We start from the raw sequence: 16234 nt of genomic DNA, 5'->3' as shown, positions 1-16234 counted from the left end.
GGCGGCTCAGCCCTCCTTGCCGTCTGCCCGCGCCCGCATGAGGAAGGGCGTATAGCGCCACAGATAGAGCAGAAAGCCGAGCGACCACAACGTGGCGGCAGCATGCACGCCACCGATCTGTGCTGCCGGGATGAAGCCCACCGTCAGCACCCGCACCAGCGCCGCAAGGAGCACGAGTGCATACGCTGCCGTTTCGATCCGGCCCGCGATCAGCATGCGGCCCGTGTGCCCGAGCGCGGTGCGGGTGATCATGCCGATGATGAGACCGCCGGTCGCACCGATTGCCAGCGCGTGAATCCCTGCCGAGCGCGGCAGCACACCGAACTGCGTGAGACCAACCAGCGCGAGGCCAAGCGGAATCCACAGATACGACAGGTGCAGCACCCACAGGATCGGCGTGCCACGAGTTGCCCAAGGGTTCCAGCCGCCCAGCCGGGTCGCCTGCAACACTGCAGCCAGCAGGGAAACCGCGCCCGCCCATGCACCGGCGTCAAGCGCCCACAGCAGGAGGGCGATGCCCGTGGCGATCGCCGCAGCCCAGTCGAGTTGCTTGTTCCGCCACTGACGGACGCCGCGCAGGCCATTGAAGGTGAACATCGGGATCACCCGTCCGCCCACGATGGTTTCGAGCACCACCACCAGACCGAGGGCAAAATGCATCGCCATCAGCGGATCCGCCTCGATCACGCCGAGCACCGCCAGATGGAAAAACAGGTTGGCCAGCGACAGCGCCGCGGGCACGGCCCCAACGAAGTAGTTGCGCGTGCTCTTGCCCTTGATCAGCACGCGCAACAACATGCCTGCCGCGACCGGCAGGAAGGCGAGATCGACGACCGCTACCCAGGCGCCGGAACCAAAGGCCATGGCGAGCCGGCCAGCCAGCCAGACCGCAGCCAGCGCCGCGAGTGGCTTTCCCACGGGCGTCTTCAGTCCGGTCCAGTTCCCCGCCGCGGTGTACAGGAAGCCGATGATGACCGCCGCGGCAAAGCCGAAGATCATCTCGTGCGCATGCCACCAGATGCCGGGCATGGGCAGATCGATGCCCCCAGCGTAACCCACCGCCCATACCGGTACGGCGATGGCTGCGAACAGGGCGGCGAGCAGATAGAAGGGCCGGAAACCGAGCGCCCAGAGCGAGAAGGTTTCGGGGGGGATGCGTTTGCTTGTCGGTTCGTCGAGGCGAATCAGCGCCATGTCTAGATCTCTGTCTTGCTTGAGGAAGTGCCGGGGAGAATAAACCACCGCCGGGTCCGCCCTTGTTCAGGGACCCCGGCGGCGGGGCGTTGCGTTCAGTGGCTGGTGCCCTCTTCGCGCGTGATCTTGTTCCATACGTTGTACTTGCCCACGGGCTTACGCATCGGGAGACGCTTGCGCTCTTCGAGGGTCTGCGCGTCGAGCACGATCACCGCACCTTCGTCCTCCCAGAGACTGGCGAGCGCGTAGCGCCCGTCGCGGGTGAACTCGACGTGCGCAAGCGTCTTGCCCGGCTCGCCGGTGATCTCCTTGACCACCTCGAGCGTTTGCTTGTCGATGATCTGCAGGATGTGCTTGGCCTCGGGGCTCATCATCGAGTCCACGAAGGCGTAGCGGCTGTTGCCGTGGCTGCGCAGGAAGAAGCCCGGGCCACGCGTCTGGATGCGTTTGACCACCTCCCAGGTCTTCATGTCGATCACCGTGACCTCGCCAGCCTTGAGGTTGGTACTCGCCATCACGGTGCGCGGCTTCGCATCCGGCCCGGCGGCGGGGTCGGTCCATTCCCAGGTGATGCCCGAGCCCAGGTGCGGCATGCCATCCAGCGGCAGGTTGGCGATCTTCTTGCGCACATCGAGGTTTACCACCTGGCCCACACCCTCGCGCGAGGCGCCCATCAGCTCGGAGTAATCCTGGGTGAAGAAGAAATCGTCCAGCACCTCGGCAAGCACCGTGCGGCGCGGGTTCAGGTAACCTGGAATGAAGCTGCCCTCGCGCTGCTTGTAATCATGGATGAAACCGGTGGGAATATCCTCCACCGCCTTCGTGTAGCTGATCTCCCAGACCTCGGGCACGTCCTTCAGCGCGGCAATGAAGGATTGGCGCGGTGTCGCATCGTAGACGGCCGACACGCGCGAGGTCTGCCTGCCATCCTGGTCCTTGGCCTCGAGGGTCTTGATCAGGTTCAGGTCGCCGTCGAGCAGCACCAGGGTGTGCGGCAGGTAGTTTGCAACCGCCACGTGCGTACCATCGGGCGATACGGCCACGTTGCGCGTGTTGATGCCGGCGCGCACCTCAGCCACCACCTTGAGGTTCCACATGTCGAACTTGGTGATCCAGCCGTCGCGCGAAGCGAAGAAGACGTAGCGCCCCTCGGCGGCAAACTTGGGCCCGCCATGCAGCGCGAAACGGGACTGGAAGCGATGGATCGGCTCGAGCTTGTCGCCGTCGAGCACGCTGACGTGATGATCGCCCGCCTCCACCACCAGGAAGAGGTTGAGCGGATCGGCGTCAAACACCGGCTTGTCGGAGAGCGTGGCCGGGTCGACATGCACGATGCGCGAGGCGCGGACATCCTCGTCGGTCCAGCGCGGCGCGGGTTCGACCGGCGTGTAGATCCACTCGGTGATGGCGGCGATCTCGCCGGCGCTGAGCACCTCGCCGAAGGCAGGCATCTGCGTGGCGGTGCGCCCCTTCGTGATGATCTTCACCGCCTCGGCCTTGCGCAGGCGCGCAAGGTTGTCGGGCAGCAGGGCCGGACCCATGGCGCCAAGGCGGTTGGGTGCATGGCACTCCGCGCAATGCTGGGCATAGAGCGCAATCACGTTCTGCAGGGGAATCGCCGCAGCCTGTCCTGGTGTTGCCGCCGGGCCCGCGGCTGGCGAGGCAAGCGTACCAGTCGATAGCGCAGCCGCAAGGGCTGCGAGCACGGTGGTCAGCGCGGTGCGGATTATCATGCCGACACCTTGTTGATGCGTTTCCAGGGCGTGGTGACCACACGCTCGGCGCCATAGTCCGCTGCGCTCACGCCAATTTCTTCGTCATACAGATAGCAGGCGGGATCCTCCGCCCACGGATTGCCGGTGACCTGTTCGGCACGCACCCGAGAGCTGCCGTTGCAGATGTCGAGATACCTGCACGCCCCGCAGCGCCCTTCGAGCTTGCGCGGATGCTGCTTGAGCCCGGCGAGCAGCGGATTGGAGAGGTCGTTCCAGATGTCGCCGAAGGCCCGCTCGCGCACGTTGCCCAGCGGCACATGCCACCACATGGTGTCAGGGTGCACAATGCCGAGGTTGTCGATGTTCGAGACATTCACCCCGCTCGCGTTACCGCCCCACTGGCGCAGCCTGGCCTCGATGTGTGCGGCCTTGTCCGGGAAGCGCTGCTGCACCCAATGCAGCAGGAAGGGGCCGTCAGCGTCGTTGTTGCCCGTGACGAAGTCCTTCTCGATACCACGCTGGTGCAGATCGAGACAGGTCTCGAAGAGCAGTTCCATGGCCTCGCGTGTGGTCCGGTGCTGGGCGTCGCCGGCACGGTTCTTGTTACCGCGGCCAGCGTAGTTCAGGTGCGAGAAGTAGAACTTGTCGATGCCCTCGTCCTCGACCAGCTTCAGCAGCGCGGGCAGGTCGTGCGCATTGCCCTCGGTCATGGTGTAGCGCACGCCGACCTTGATGCCCCGATCGCGGCACAGGCGGATGCCATGCATCGAGGCCTCGAAGGCACCCTGCTTGCGGCGGAAGTGGTCGTGCGTGGCGCCGATGCCATCCAGGCTCACGCCCACGTAGTCGAAGCCGATCCCATCGATCGCATCGATGTTGGCGTCGTCGATCAGCGTGCCATTGGACGACAGGCCCACGTAGAAGCCCATGCCCTTGGCGCGGCGGGCGATGTCGAAGATGTCGGAGCGCAGCAGGGGCTCGCCGCCGGACAGGATCAGCACCGGCACGCGCGCGGCCTTCAGGTCGTCCATGACCTTGAAAACTTCCTGCGTGTTCAGCTCGCCGGGGAAATCCTTGTCGGCCGAGATCGAGTAGCAGTGCTCGCAGGTAAGGTTGCAGCGCCGGATCAGGTTCCAGATCACCACCGGCCCGGGTGGATTGCGGCGGGGGCCGGCCGGCGTGGGATGATCGAGCTCGCGGATGAATTGGGAGATACGGAACATGAGGCCCTCCTGAATGGCGCCCATTTCACCCGAGTACCCCCATGCTGTAAATGACCCGTGTCAAGGGCCCCGAAGCGGGCAAGACGTGGCGCGCCCTCAGCCGCCGATGCGCAGCCCCGTCTTTTTGAGGATCCCAGCGGAGAACAGCACGTCGTGCTGACGACAAGCCGCGGGGAATTCATGTTCGATCAGGGCGGCGATCTCCTGCACCCGCTCGAGCGCCGCCTCGCGACTGCCTGCATGGACCATGGCGAAAAGGTTGTAGGGCCAGTCGGGCAGATGGCGCGGCCGACGGTAGCAATGCGTGACAAAGGAAAGCCCCCCGACCCGCTCGCCCACGGCATCGATCGCCGCGTCATCGATCTCCCATACGCTCATCCCGTTTGCCGTGTAGCCGATGGCGTAATGGTTGGGCACGGCGCCGATTCGGCGAATGCGCCCGTCCTCTAGCATCGCGGCCATGCGCGCACGCACCAGCGGCTCCCCCACGCCGAGCGTTTCAGCAACCGCCGCATAAGGCCGCGGCACCAGCGGCAGGCCGCCCTGAGTGGCCAGCACGATGCGTCGGTCGAGTTCGACAAACTCGGCCAGTGCGGCAGCAGATCCGGTCATGCTCATGCCTCCAGCCTCATCTCGACAAAGTACTCGCGCTCCTTCGGAAACCGATGCACCAGCAGCCCGGTGGCCGCCTCGATACGGCGGGCGCAATCGACAATGCCTTCCGGCGTTTCAGTGGCAAGCACGAACCACATGTTGAGCGCATGCTCGCGGCGATAGTTGTGTGCAACTTCAGGAAAGGCATTGACCGCCTCGACCGTGCGCTCCCAAAGCGCCTCGGGCACGGCGATCGCTGCGAGGCAAAAGGCGCCGCCCATGCGCTCGATCTGGAACATCGGGCCGAAGCGGGTGAGTACGCGATCTTCGAGCAAGCTGCGCAGCCGCGCGATGACCTCCTCTTCCCCAAGCCCCAGTGTGCGGGCGACCTCGGCGAAAGGGGTCTCGGAGAGCGGGAACTCACCCTGCAACGCATTGATGATGCGGCGGTCGGTGTCGTCCGGCTCGCGGCGGGCCGCCAGCCCGCGGCGCCCTGCCGGAGTATGCGGGTTGGTGGAAGGATCAGGCATCGATCAGGTCCTTCGCGCCCAGATAGCGGGCGCCGGTTTGCTTGAAGCGGCGGCAGCTGAACAGCACGGCATGTGGAAAACGGTCCAGTCCCAGTCGGCCGGCGAGCTCGTCACGGGCGGCAAGCACCTCGTCCCGCTCGCTGCCATGGATCATGCAGAACAGGTTGTAAGGCCACTGCGGGGCCACCCGCGTCCTGCGGTAGCACAGGGTGACGGCAGGTTCACGCGCGAGCTGGCGCCCGAGCGCCGAAACCTCGCCGTCGGGGATGTCCCACACGCACATCGCGTTGGCGCCCAGTCCGAGTTCGTGGTGGCGGACGACCACGCCGAATCGCCGGATCAGGCCCGTCTCCACCCAGCGCGCAACCGTCGCGATGACCTCGGCCTGATCCAGTCCAGCCTCCAGGCCCAGACGCGCAAAGGGTTCGGTTTCGAGCGCAAGCCCGCCTTGCAGCGCAGCGACCAGCCGCCGCTCGTCCGCGCTCAGGCACGCAGCATCGCCCTGGTCCGGCAAGGCGATCGGCTCGCCGCGCCGCACCGCGCTGGCTCGGCGGAGCGGCGCGTGCGCGCTACGCTGGCCGTTCTCCCGCAGGTCGAAGCCCAGATCGATGTGGAACTCCTCCTCCAGCGGGAGCACGATCACTGCACAGCCGGTATCGCGCTCGATACCGGCAACCACCTCGCGCAGCTGGACCTCAGAGGCCGCGGTCACGACGAACCAGAGGTTGAACACGTGCTCGCGCTGATAATTGTGGTTGATCGCCGGCTCGCGGCTGACCCGCGCCGCGACGGCTTCGAGTCGATCGGGCGGCGCAGCCAGTGCTGCCAGGGCGCTCGCCCCCAGGCGCCGCGGCGCAAACACCGCGCCAACCCGGCTCACCAGCCCCTGGCTTTTCAGCCGCGTGTAGGCGCCGACAACCTCGTCCTCACTGCAGCCCACTGCCTGTGCGATGCGCGCAAAAGGCCGCGCCTCCAGCGGGAAGTCGCGCTGCCATTCGTTGAGGAGGCGGAAGTCGATCGCGTCGACGGCATCCGGGATGGCGACCTGGCGCGGCATCAGAACCCGGTGCGCGCTGCGCGCGTAGTGAAGAAGATGCCACTGGGGCTGGCCGAGTCGAAGCTGCCAATCTGTTCCTTCGTAGCGGTGTCGTAAATCACGACCTTGTTGTCGTCGCGCGCCGACATCCACACCTCATGTCCCTTGGACAGGAACTCCATGTGCAGGATGCCGCGCCCGGGCTGGAGGGTGTCCGTCACCTTGCCGCTCACGGTATCGATGACCTGCACCCAGCCGTTGTCCGGGAAGGCAAAGTTGACCCAGATCTCGCGACCGTCGGGGCGCGCCATGGCAAACACCGGCTGGCTCTTCACCGGGATGCGACCGACCTCCTGCCAGGTGCCGGTATCGACCACGAGCACCTCATGACGACCAATGGCGGGCAGGTATGCACGTCCGCCGGCGATCGACCAGCCGCGCAGGTGGGGCATCTTGAACACCGGCAGCGGTTGCTCGCCGCGGCCGTAGCCGGAGAGGATCTTGCGGCTGCCCTTGTCCAGGTTCCACAGGTCGAGCATAGCCAAGCCATCCTCGCCGAACAGGCCTGCGATGTAGTGGCGACCGTTAGGGCTGACGAGTGCATCATACGGCTGCTTGCCACCTTCGAAGCGCTGCGTGACCGGGTTCCTCGGATCGCTGAAATCGGTGATGCGGATCTCACCCGCCTCGAACAACGAATAGATGAAGCGCTTGCCCGAAAGGTCGGCCAAGCCGACGACCTTGGAGCGCGAGCCATCTTCGATGCTTGCCGGCACGTCGGCGAGCAATTCCAGCGTGTTCGCGTCGAAGGCCTTGATGCCGCCCGGCTCGTAGTTCTGCACCACCACCATCGAGCCGTCGTGCGAGATCGATCCGCCGATCGCATTGCCCGCCTGCACCACCCGCCCGACGATCTTCGCCTCGAGCAGATCCACCTTGGTGAGCCCGCCGTCACGACCGAAGACGAAGGCGTAGCGGCCATCGCGGGAGAAGACTACCGAGGCATGCGACAGGTCGCCCAGCCCGCCCACCGTGGCGAGCACGCTCCGCCCCGTGGTCTCGATTACCTTGAGATTGCCGTCCGCGCGCTCGATGACGACGCCGAGGTCGCCGGTCCCACGCAGCGCGGCGGGCGGCGTTGTGGAACAGGCTGAGAGCAGCATGACCATTCCGGACAGCACCAAGCCCCAAACGACAGGGGGCGCGAGACGGACTTTCTTGACTGACATGGAATCTCCGGTTTGCAGGCCAGGGGAACACCCCCGGCAAGGAAAAGCTCGATGGGGCGGATGCGCTCAGCGGGCATCGGCGGCGGGCGGTAGCCCCTTGTCGGGCGGGAAGCCGCGCATCAGCTGATCCACGATCCACTCTGCCTCCGCCTCGCTGAGGATGGTGTGGAAAGGCGGCATCGGTGTGCCCGGGCGGCCGCCCACGATGGTGGCGACCAATCCCTCGGCAGGCTTGTCAGCGAGCGCCTCAGGGGTCAGGGCTGGACCCAGCCCGCCCTTGAATGTGAGCCCATGGCAGGAGCCGCAGTCCTGACGCACGATGTGCACGAGCTCGCGGGCGCGCTCGGGCGCGGGTGCGGGCGGCTGCAGCGCGTCCGCAGCGGAAGCCAGCGCGGAAACGAGCGCAGCCCCGATGAGGACGGCTACATGAGCGGCAAGGGGCGGAAGTTTCATGCGTTTTCCAGCATTGTGCGATTGAATCGGAGCCTAGGATGGCGCCTGGAAGCCGGTGAAACCTTGACTCGAATCAACCCTCTTGCCTGCGTGGTTGAAAGCCCGCGCGACGAAGCTCCGAATGGGCGTAACGCGCCCGCCGGGCAGGACCGGATTCAGTCCTCGACAATCACCACACCGAGCATCTCGGGATGCGGACCACAGCGGTACTCGAACCGTCCCGTCTCAGGAAAGGCGCGCGACCACCGCTCACCGGGGAAGAAACGCTCCGACTCCTCTCCCCGCGCGATGAAGAGCACCGAATGACTGGTCCGCTTCTCCTCGTTGATCCACGTGACCGTGTCCCCCACCCGCACCCGCAACTCTGTTGGCTCGAAGCGGTAATCGGAGATGCGCACCTCATGTTCGGCCGCCATCGCCACGCCCTGCAGGCACGCCAGCGCGCTCGCGCAAAGCAGTTTGCCAAATTGCATTCCAGCCCTCCGTCGCATGCTTGCTCTCATCGGTCATCCTCCTCTACCTGTCTCTGAAATGGCAAAGCGGGAGCAAGGGGCTACACCCCCGACTCCCGCTCATCCAGGGCCGCCGCGAACGGGCGGCCCAATATCGCGCAAGGCCTTACTGCTTGGCAGCCTTCACGTCGCCTTCGGCATCAAGACCCAGCTTGTAGCCGAGCGAAACGTGGTGGAAACGCCCTGCCGAGCTATCGTCGTGAATGGCGAAGCCAAAGTTGTAGCTCTTGCCGGACTCGAGACTAACGTCACCCTGGCCACCGGCCAGCTTGCGGGTGAAGACCACCGACCACTCGCCACCTTCCTGCTTGCCTTCGGCGCTGACCAGCGCATCGCCGCCTTCCATGACGCGCTCCTCGGCAATGTAGCCGTTGTAGGCCTTGTTCTCGCCGCTACGCCACTGGTAGAGGTCAAAGAACTTGCCATCCGCCAGCGAGCCACCCTTGACATACTTCGTCTTGGTTTCAGCCGCGCCCGGCATAGTCCGCGAATCGGTATGGCAGGTCGCCCAGCAACCCGACTGGTCGGCCATCTCAACCTTGCCACCGGACTCAAGCATGAACGCGATCTTGACCGGATTGGCGTCATCCTTGGCGGGCGCCGGCGCACCGGAAGCAGCCGGCTGCTTCCAGCTGAAGCGCATGTAGAGGTTCTCGCCATCATGCGCCGCCTGCACCTTCACCGGGATGAACGCGGCCTTGCCGGCAATCGGCGTGGGCTCGATCTTCTGACCGGTGGCCATGCGCGGCCCCATGTCGGCGGTCTCTTCGCTGTGGCAATCGGCACAGGTCTCGCCTTTCTTGAGCGCCCGGGCACCACCATGCTCGGTGCCCTTCATGATCCATTCCATCGGCGAAGCGCCGGGATAGAAGATGGTGATATTGGCGGCTTCGACCTTGCTCCAGTCGGGCGCGGCGGCAAGCGCATTCCCCGCACCGAGGGCGAAGAGCGCGCCCATGGCGCCAGCGATCATGGTTTTTTTCATCGTCATTTCCTCACGTTGCTTGGGTTGGCCTGTAATGCACGAGGGATCTTACTCCTCGTCTTCCTCGGTCATGCCTTCCGGCTTGTGGTGGGCAATGCCCTTGTGGCAATCAATGCAGGTCATGTTGTCTTCGATCGCCATCTCGTGCTGCTTGCGTGCGCGCTGCTTCTGCGACTCGGTGTTCATGCTCTCGAGACTGTGGCAGTTCCGGCATTCACGCGAATCGCTCGCCTTCATGCGCTTCCACTCGCGGCGAGCAAGCTCCAGCCGCTTGGCCTCGAACTTCTCCCGGGTATCGATGGTTCCGGTGATCTTGCCCCAGACTTCCCGCGATGCCTGGATCTTGCGGATCATCTTGTGCGTCCAGTCCTTCGGCACATGACAATCGGAACACACCGCGCGCACCCCCGTGCGATTGGTGTAATGAATCGTTTCCTTGTACTCCTGATACACGTTGTCGTACATCTCGTGGCAGGAGATACAGAATTTCTCGGTATTGGTGGCTTCCATCGCGGTATTGAAACCGCCCCAGAACAGCACACCCACGATGAAACCCACGGACAACAGCCCGCCCAGCGATTTCCTCGAAGGACGGCGCAGGCGTGCCAGCAGGCCGCCCGAATCTTCTTGTTTGAGGTTGTCGTCGTTTCGGTCAGACATAAAACTCCCCTCGAGTCCCCCGCACCGAAGCGCGGGGGAGGTTCACACTATGATCGCTTCAGCCGATCAATAGACGTCGTGCATCGTGTTCCACACGTTGAACTTGCCGGTCGGCGTAACAACGGCCGGGTCGGTGATGACCTTCTTCACCTTGAGCGTCTTGTCGTCGTAGATCACGATGGCCGACTGGTCGGTCTTGCCGCCCCACAGCGAGATCCAGACTTCGTCGCCTGCCTCGTTGTACTCAGGCTGCACGGCACGACGGATCGCCTTGCTTTCGGGCAGACCCGAATCCTTGGCGACGTCGAGACGCACCGGCTCCTTCTTCAGGTCGGCCTTGTCGAACACGAAGACAGCTTCCGCAATCTCACGCTCGGGGTTCATCGGCGCGTCAGCCCAGAAGTTCTTGGACTTCGGATGGGTCTTCACGAACAGGTTGCCGGCACCCGGCATCTTCAGCTCCTGAACGACCTTCCAGTTGTGATCCTTGTGCTTGGCGAACTTGGGATCGTCGGAAGCCGTGGAGATCAGCGACACGACATCGTCACCCAGGTGACCAGTCGACCACACGGGACCAAACTCCGGATGGACGAAGTTGGCACCACGGCCCGGGTGCGGGATCTTGGCGGTATCGACCAGAGCGGCGAGCTTGCCGGTCTTGGTGTCGACCGCTGCAACCTTGTTGGACGCGTTCGCGGCAACCATGAAGTAGCGGCCCGAGGCATCCCAACCGCCGTCATGCAGGAACTTGGCCGATTCGATGGTGGTGGTCTTCAGGTTCTTGATGTCGCTGTAGTCCACCAGCAGGATCATGCCGGTTTCCTTGACGTTCACCACCCACTCAGGCTTCTGGAGCGAGGCCACGATGGAGGCCACACGCGGCTCCGGGTGGTACTCGCCATCCACCGTCTGGCCGCGGGTCGAGACGACCTTGATCGGCTCGAGCGTCTCACCGTCCATGATCGAGTACTGGGGCGGCCAGTAGGTGCCACCGATCAGGTACTTGTCCTCATAGCCCTTGAACTTCGAGGTATCGACCGAACGGGCATCCGAACCCAGACGCACGGTCGCAACCGTGGTCGGCTCTTCGAACCACATGTCGATGATGGTGGTCAGGCCGTCACGACCGACGGTGTAGACATAGCGCCCCGAAGCCGACAGGCGGGAGATGTGCACCGCGTAACCGGTGTCGAGGATCTTCCAGATCTTGTGGGTGTCGCCATCGACGAGCGCGAGCTTGCCCGCATCGCGCAGGGTGATCGCAAACACGTTCTTCAGGTTGACCTTGTTCATCTGCTTGGTCGGACGCTTGTCAACCGGAACGAGCAGCTTCCAGCTGTCCTTCATGTCCTTGAGCGAGAACTCGGGCGGAATCGGCGGCTCGACCTGGATGTAACGCGCCATCAGGTTGATTTCTGCGTCGGTCAGGATGTCGTCGTAGTTGACCATCCCGCCTTCGGTGCCGTAGGCGATGATCTTTTCGAGACGGTCGGTGCCCAGCTTGAGGGTACCGCCTTCCATCTTGGTGCCGTCCTCGAGCGTCTTGGTCCAGTGCGGCTCAAGGTTCTTGCCGGTTGCGCCCTTGCGCAGCACGCCGTGGCAGCCTGCACAGCGCTCGAAATAGATCAGCTTGCCCTGCTCCATCTCCTCAGCGGTCAGCTTCGGCGCTTCCTGCGCCCATGCGCTGCTCATGGCCAGCGGCAATACCGCCATGGCAAGCGCCGTACCGAAAAACCCCTTCTTTTGCATAGCCCTCTCCTTACTCGACACGGGAAGTAAAACAAACAGTGCAGGCGCAGTATGGTTTTTCCCGCTACTGCCCATCCTTGATGTGAATTAATTTTCCCCACGATCGCTAGGGATAAAGTTCATCACACGCAAACGGCGCCATGCGGCGGTTTCCGAAGCAGGATCACGGCCCTGCGCACAGCCCGTTCTCCCCCGCGGAGATTGCCTTGCAGCATGCAAATCAACACCGTCGACCGTTATCAGACACTTATCCCCGCTACAGCCCGGAGCAATGAACATGTACGCAGCCAGTCACGCATCGGACACACCGAAACCGGGCGCACGCCTCTCGCGCAACCGATCCGCCAGCAGATATTCGCTTCCGGAACGCGGCAGAGGAGACGGGGTCGAGAGTGATGACGCCATGCGCAACCGACAGGGAACGGGCAAGGTCTTTCTTGTAGGCGCGGGTCCCGGCGACCCCGAGTTGCTCACGGTCAAAGCGCTACGGCTGATCAGTTCGGCGCAGGCGGTGGTCTATGACCACCTGGTGGGCGACGAAGTCATCGCTCTGATTCCGCCAGGCGCGCGCAGGGTCTACGCAGGAAAGGAGGCAGGCAACCACGCCCTACCTCAAGATCAAATCAACGCGTTGCTGGTATCCCTCGCACGCGAGGGCCTGACCGTGGTGCGGCTCAAAGGTGGCGACCCCTTCATCTTCGGGCGCGGAGGGGAGGAAATGCAGTCCGTGCTCGATGCTGGCTTCGCCTGCGAGATCGTGCCGGGCATCACCGCAGCAGCTGGCGCTGCGGCCTGTACGGGAATCCCGCTCACCCATCGGGCGCACGCACAGACCCTCGTGTTCGCCACCGGGCACCTGAAGGACGATACCGTCGACCTGGACTGGGAAGCCCTCGCACGCCCCTGTCAGACGGTCGTCATCTACATGGGACTGGGCGCCCTCGAGCAGATCTGCGCGCAGATGGTCGCGCACGGCCTGCCTGGCGAAACCCCGGCTGCCGTCATTCACGCCGCAACCACAGCGCGCCAGTGCGGCGTACACAGCACACTTGCCGGCCTGCCCGCTGCAGTGCGCGAAGCCGGCATGAAGACGCCAGCCCTGATCATGATCGGCGAAGTCGTTTCACTGGATCCAGGCCTGCTGCTGGCGAAGGCCGGCACCGCGACGGCCTGAGCAGGCGCACCCCACGCACGGCCGGTCGCACCCTGCGCGCAGAAGCGGTAGGGTCGCGCGCCCGATGCGCAACATGAAGACTTGCCCCTGGATTGCGCAGGGTAGAATCGTGATTCAACCAGTCGGGCAGGGGATGGCATGGCCGAGGAAAACCAGTTCTTTCGCCCGATCCGGGAGTTCTGCCAGCGCAAAGTCGTCAGCTGTGCAGAGGGCGACGCGCTCGTGGACATCGTCGCACGCATGCGCGAGCGCGGCATTTCATGCGTAGTTGTCCTCGAGGCCGGCCACCCGAAGGGCATCCTCACCGACCGCGACCTGCGCAACAAGGTTGTTGCGACCGGGACGTCTCCCTCCTCGCTGACCGTTGGAGACGTCATGACCTCACCCGTCGTCACGGTGAGTGAACACGACGTGCTCTACGAAGCGCTCTACCGGATCTCGCGACACAACATCCACCGTCTGGTCGTCACCGACCAGGCTGGCGCGCTTGCCGGCATCATCACCGTCACGGACATCCTGCGCCTGCAGGCACACTCCCCGCACCAGTTGGTCGTCGACATCGAGAAGGCGGACTCGGTTGATACCCTGCGTGACCTCCATCGGCGGGTCCAGCGCCTCATCGTCCACCTGTCGGGCACCGGGATCGCGATTCGGGATATGGTCAAGCTGATCGCGAACCTGAACGATCAGATCCTGATCCGCCTGATCGAGCTGTTGCGTCGGGAGAAATACCCAGGACTCACCAACGACTTCGCCTTCGTCGTCATGGGCAGCGAGGGACGTGGCGAGCAGACCCTATCCACCGACCAGGACAACGCGATCATCCACGCAGACAGCGTCGAAGGCGGCGCGCTGCAGCAACTCGAGGCCTTCTCCGTTGACCTGATCGACGCGCTCATCTCCATCGGGATACCGGCCTGCCCCGGCGGCATCATGGCGAAGAATCCCCCGTGGCGGCGCAGCGCCTCGGCGTGGAAGATGGAGCTCACGCGCTGGCTGTCCACCCCCTCGCCCGAGAACGTCATGACCGGCAGCATGTTCATGGACCTGCGTCCACTATACGGGCGACGAGAACTCGCTGACACGCTGCGCGACCATGCGCTGCACTACATGAGCCAGGAGCCCGTATTCCTGGTGCGGATGGTGCAGAACATGACCCGATTCGCGCCACCGCTGGGCTGGTTCGGACGCATCCGCACCGAAAAATCGGGACCCTATCGCGGCATGGTCGACGTGAAGAAGGCGGGCATCTTCGCGATCACCGACGGCATCAAGGCGCTGGCGATGGAGTCCCGCTGCCTGGATGGCAGCACGCACGACCGCATGGAGGCCCTGGTCGAGAAGGGCGTGCTCATGGCGGACCAGATGGCCGACCTGCGCGCTGCCTTCGACTTCCTCGTGCTAAAGCGCCTGCAGGGGCAGGTAGCCGCCTTGCGCGCCGGAGCGGCACCGAACAACTATGTCGCGCTCGACCAGCTCAACGCCATGGAACAGGGCGAACTCCGTCTCGCGCTGCAGGGGGTCGGCCACTTCCAGCGTTTCATGCACCACCACTTCAAGCTGCATCTGATGCGCAACTGAAGCTTGCGTTCAGGCCTGCTCTTCGAGCAGTTGCCGATGCACGCATACGGCCGCAGCGCGCGGCCTCACCGTGCGCCCGCAGGCTTCGACGTGCGCCCGGGTGAATGCCGCACCGAACAGCAGGATCAGCGACGAATAATTCACCCACAACAGCAGCAGGACAAGCGAACCCGCCGCACCATAGGTCGAGGCCGTGGCCGTGGTGGACAGGTATATTGCGATCAGCGCCCTGCCCGAGACGAACAGCAGCGCCGTCACGAAACCACCGAGCAGCACATCGCGCCAGCCCAGCACGACGTCCGGGAGCAGACGGAATATGGTGGCGAACAGCAAGGTAACGACCAGTAGGGACACCGCCCAGTCCAGCCCCAGGATGAGCCCGGCGGGCACCGGCAGCCAATCCTGCGCAAAGGCCACCAGGGCACGCACGAACACGCTCAGCATCAGCGACACGAGCAGCACGAAGCCGATGCCGATGACCACGGCGAGCGAAAGCACACGCGACTTCAGGTAGATGAAGACGCTGCTGCGGGTGGGGCGCGGAGCGACCCCCCAGATCGCATTCAGCGCGGCCTGCATCTGCGAGAACACTGTGGTGGCGCCGAACAGTACGGCACCGAAACCTGCGACGGCCGGTAGCAGGCCGCTGTGTTCGATTCTGCTGTTCTGCACGGCGGTCTGCACCGCGGCCGCAGCCTCGGCACCAATCGCGGCCTGCAACTGCTCGGCGATCTGCCCCTGCGCCGCATTCTCGCCGAGCACGAGCCCCACGACAGTCACCGCGACGATCATCACCGGTGCAACGGAAAACACGGTAAAGAAGGCCAGGGCTGCTGCATGGATGAAGACCTGAGCTTCCAGCCACAGCCGCACCGTGGTTTTCGAGACCGCAGCGAGGTAAGGGAAAATCGGCAGTTCGAGTAAGCGCATACCGTAATCTTAGCGCCTGCCCACGCCGAGCGCGCCCCATGCCGTCCCACGAAAGGGACTGTCCCGCGGAATCGCGAAGCGGACAGACGATCAGCAGCGATTTCGTGGCCATCGCTCGAACCGGGCGCCACCCATCTTTACCCGGCAGGTTGTTCAATGACCCTGATCTGACGGTATCAACGGCCGTACTTCTTGGACATTCCGCTGATACCGTAGGCGATACCGTCAATATGCCATTAGGATTGGAACGGAAGTCGAGACAAGTGCATCTCTCGCCAGCACCATCAAGTCAGCCCGCAACGGTCTCGGCAATCAGAACCTCCGCCGGAATACCCAGGCCTTGGTGCAATCTACGGATCATGCCCAGTGTCGAGGGGCGCTTGTGGTTCAGGACTTCGTAGACACGGTTGCTCCGGCCAATGAACGGCTCCAGATCCTTCACCGACAGGCCACGTTGCTCCATCCGGAATTTGATCGCTTCGACCGGATCCGGCGCGCCAATGGGGCAGTGTTTGGCTTCATAGGCCTGCACCAGGGTGGTCAGAATATCCAGGCGGTCCCCTTTTGGGGTACCCGGATCGGGGTCGAACTCCATCAAGGCCGAAATTTCATTCAGCGTAGCCTTGTAATCGGTTTCGGTGTGAATAGGGCGGATGTCCATGTGGTTCT

The 16234-nt window shown here is 64.1% G+C and carries 16 protein-coding genes; 2 read left to right on the top strand and 14 right to left on the bottom strand.

Going from position 1 to position 16234, the window contains the following annotated elements; translation table 11 throughout:
• Positions 1-6: 6 nt before the first annotated feature.
• From ACPT9U_RS05465 to ACPT9U_RS05410, 12 genes are all read right to left on the bottom strand, one after another.
• Positions 7-1194 (bottom strand): NnrS family protein, encoded by a 1188-nt coding sequence (locus tag ACPT9U_RS05465; protein ID WP_435750142.1) that lies wholly within the window; start codon positions 1192-1194, stop codon positions 7-9.
• Between the two features lie 95 nt (positions 1195-1289).
• Complete coding sequence (locus ACPT9U_RS05460) at positions 1290-2927, bottom strand: cytochrome D1 domain-containing protein (protein ID WP_435750141.1); 1638 nt, start codon at positions 2925-2927, stop codon at positions 1290-1292.
• Complete coding sequence (nirJ, locus tag ACPT9U_RS05455; protein ID WP_418364822.1) at positions 2924-4132, bottom strand: heme d1 biosynthesis radical SAM protein NirJ; 1209 nt, start codon at positions 4130-4132, stop codon at positions 2924-2926. The genes ACPT9U_RS05460 and nirJ overlap by 4 nt, the downstream gene beginning before the upstream one ends.
• A gap of 96 nt (positions 4133-4228) precedes the next feature.
• Positions 4229-4744, bottom strand: a complete 516-nt coding sequence (gene ahbB, locus ACPT9U_RS05450; protein WP_435750140.1) for a siroheme decarboxylase subunit beta — start codon at positions 4742-4744, stop codon at positions 4229-4231.
• A gap of 2 nt (positions 4745-4746) precedes the next feature.
• Entirely contained in the window at positions 4747-5256 is a 510-nt protein-coding gene (locus ACPT9U_RS05445; RefSeq protein ID WP_435750139.1) for an Lrp/AsnC family transcriptional regulator, read from the bottom strand.
• Positions 5249-6313 (bottom strand): siroheme decarboxylase subunit beta, encoded by a 1065-nt coding sequence (gene ahbB / locus ACPT9U_RS05440; protein ID WP_418364825.1) that lies wholly within the window; start codon positions 6311-6313, stop codon positions 5249-5251. The genes ACPT9U_RS05445 and ahbB (ACPT9U_RS05440) overlap by 8 nt, the downstream gene beginning before the upstream one ends.
• Complete coding sequence (locus tag ACPT9U_RS05435) at positions 6313-7521, bottom strand: cytochrome D1 domain-containing protein (RefSeq protein WP_418364826.1); 1209 nt, start codon at positions 7519-7521, stop codon at positions 6313-6315. The genes ahbB (ACPT9U_RS05440) and ACPT9U_RS05435 overlap by 1 nt, the downstream gene beginning before the upstream one ends.
• A gap of 66 nt (positions 7522-7587) precedes the next feature.
• Positions 7588-7974: a c-type cytochrome gene (locus tag ACPT9U_RS05430; protein WP_418364827.1), complete on the bottom strand. Its 387-nt coding sequence runs from the start codon at positions 7972-7974 to the stop codon at positions 7588-7590.
• A gap of 155 nt (positions 7975-8129) precedes the next feature.
• Positions 8130-8447, bottom strand: coding sequence for a cupredoxin domain-containing protein (locus ACPT9U_RS05425; protein WP_418364828.1), 318 nt, complete (start codon positions 8445-8447; stop codon positions 8130-8132).
• A 145-nt stretch (positions 8448-8592) separates the two neighbouring features.
• Positions 8593-9471 (bottom strand): ethylbenzene dehydrogenase-related protein, encoded by an 879-nt coding sequence (locus ACPT9U_RS05420; RefSeq protein ID WP_418364829.1) that lies wholly within the window; start codon positions 9469-9471, stop codon positions 8593-8595.
• 48 nt (positions 9472-9519) lie between these two features.
• On the bottom strand, positions 9520-10131 hold the full coding sequence (locus ACPT9U_RS05415; RefSeq protein ID WP_418364830.1) for a NapC/NirT family cytochrome c: 612 nt from the start codon (positions 10129-10131) through the stop codon (positions 9520-9522).
• A gap of 66 nt (positions 10132-10197) precedes the next feature.
• On the bottom strand, positions 10198-11880 hold the full coding sequence (locus ACPT9U_RS05410; RefSeq protein WP_418364831.1) for a cytochrome D1 domain-containing protein: 1683 nt from the start codon (positions 11878-11880) through the stop codon (positions 10198-10200).
• Between the two features lie 403 nt (positions 11881-12283).
• Here ACPT9U_RS05410 and cobA point away from each other — a divergent pair, with 403 nt between their 5' ends.
• Both cobA and ACPT9U_RS05400 read left to right on the top strand, forming a co-directional pair.
• Complete coding sequence (cobA, locus tag ACPT9U_RS05405; RefSeq protein ID WP_435750138.1) at positions 12284-13054, top strand: uroporphyrinogen-III C-methyltransferase; 771 nt, start codon at positions 12284-12286, stop codon at positions 13052-13054.
• Between the two features lie 138 nt (positions 13055-13192).
• Positions 13193-14635 carry a putative nucleotidyltransferase substrate binding domain-containing protein gene (locus tag ACPT9U_RS05400; protein WP_435750137.1) on the top strand — a complete coding sequence of 481 codons (1443 nt, stop codon included), beginning with the start codon at positions 13193-13195 and terminating at the stop codon, positions 14633-14635.
• Positions 14636-14644: 9 nt separating this feature from the next.
• Here the strand turns inward: ACPT9U_RS05400 and ACPT9U_RS05395 are convergent, their stop codons facing one another.
• Both ACPT9U_RS05395 and ACPT9U_RS05390 read right to left on the bottom strand, forming a co-directional pair.
• Positions 14645-15565, bottom strand: a complete 921-nt coding sequence (locus ACPT9U_RS05395; RefSeq protein ID WP_435750135.1) for a YihY/virulence factor BrkB family protein — start codon at positions 15563-15565, stop codon at positions 14645-14647.
• Between the two features lie 289 nt (positions 15566-15854).
• Complete coding sequence (locus ACPT9U_RS05390; protein ID WP_435750134.1) at positions 15855-16226, bottom strand: helix-turn-helix domain-containing protein; 372 nt, start codon at positions 16224-16226, stop codon at positions 15855-15857.
• Positions 16227-16234 lie beyond the last annotated feature (8 nt).

Source organism: Thauera sp. AutoDN2, from assembly GCF_051280715.1.
GTDB lineage: Bacteria > Pseudomonadota > Gammaproteobacteria > Burkholderiales > Rhodocyclaceae > Thauera.
Note: the sequence above shows the minus strand (reverse complement) of the source record. Positions and strands in the feature narration are given on the sequence as shown.

What these genes read in the sequence shown, in the direction of transcription:
- ACPT9U_RS05460 (WP_435750141.1), bottom strand. Translation starts at nt 2,927, where the DNA reads ATGATAATCCGCACCGCGCTGACCACCGTGCTCGCAGCCCTTGCGGCT.
- ACPT9U_RS05410 (WP_418364831.1), bottom strand. Translation starts at nt 11,880, where the DNA reads ATGCAAAAGAAGGGGTTTTTCGGTACGGCGCTTGCCATGGCGGTATTG.
- ACPT9U_RS05445 (WP_435750139.1), bottom strand. Translation starts at nt 5,256, where the DNA reads ATGCCTGATCCTTCCACCAACCCGCATACTCCGGCAGGGCGCCGCGGG.
- nirJ (WP_418364822.1), bottom strand. Translation starts at nt 4,132, where the DNA reads ATGTTCCGTATCTCCCAATTCATCCGCGAGCTCGATCATCCCACGCCG.
- ACPT9U_RS05435 (WP_418364826.1), bottom strand. Translation starts at nt 7,521, where the DNA reads ATGTCAGTCAAGAAAGTCCGTCTCGCGCCCCCTGTCGTTTGGGGCTTG.
- ACPT9U_RS05390 (WP_435750134.1), bottom strand. Translation starts at nt 16,226, where the DNA reads ATGGACATCCGCCCTATTCACACCGAAACCGATTACAAGGCTACGCTG.
- ahbB (WP_418364825.1), bottom strand. Translation starts at nt 6,313, where the DNA reads ATGCCGCGCCAGGTCGCCATCCCGGATGCCGTCGACGCGATCGACTTC.
- ACPT9U_RS05425 (WP_418364828.1), bottom strand. Translation starts at nt 8,447, where the DNA reads ATGCAATTTGGCAAACTGCTTTGCGCGAGCGCGCTGGCGTGCCTGCAG.
- ACPT9U_RS05430 (WP_418364827.1), bottom strand. Translation starts at nt 7,974, where the DNA reads ATGAAACTTCCGCCCCTTGCCGCTCATGTAGCCGTCCTCATCGGGGCT.
- ACPT9U_RS05420 (WP_418364829.1), bottom strand. Translation starts at nt 9,471, where the DNA reads ATGAAAAAAACCATGATCGCTGGCGCCATGGGCGCGCTCTTCGCCCTC.
- ACPT9U_RS05400 (WP_435750137.1), top strand. Translation starts at nt 13,193, where the DNA reads ATGGCCGAGGAAAACCAGTTCTTTCGCCCGATCCGGGAGTTCTGCCAG.
- ACPT9U_RS05465 (WP_435750142.1), bottom strand. Translation starts at nt 1,194, where the DNA reads ATGGCGCTGATTCGCCTCGACGAACCGACAAGCAAACGCATCCCCCCC.
- ACPT9U_RS05415 (WP_418364830.1), bottom strand. Translation starts at nt 10,131, where the DNA reads ATGTCTGACCGAAACGACGACAACCTCAAACAAGAAGATTCGGGCGGC.
- cobA (WP_435750138.1), top strand. Translation starts at nt 12,284, where the DNA reads ATGCGCAACCGACAGGGAACGGGCAAGGTCTTTCTTGTAGGCGCGGGT.
- ahbB (WP_435750140.1), bottom strand. Translation starts at nt 4,744, where the DNA reads ATGACCGGATCTGCTGCCGCACTGGCCGAGTTTGTCGAACTCGACCGA.
- ACPT9U_RS05395 (WP_435750135.1), bottom strand. Translation starts at nt 15,565, where the DNA reads ATGCGCTTACTCGAACTGCCGATTTTCCCTTACCTCGCTGCGGTCTCG.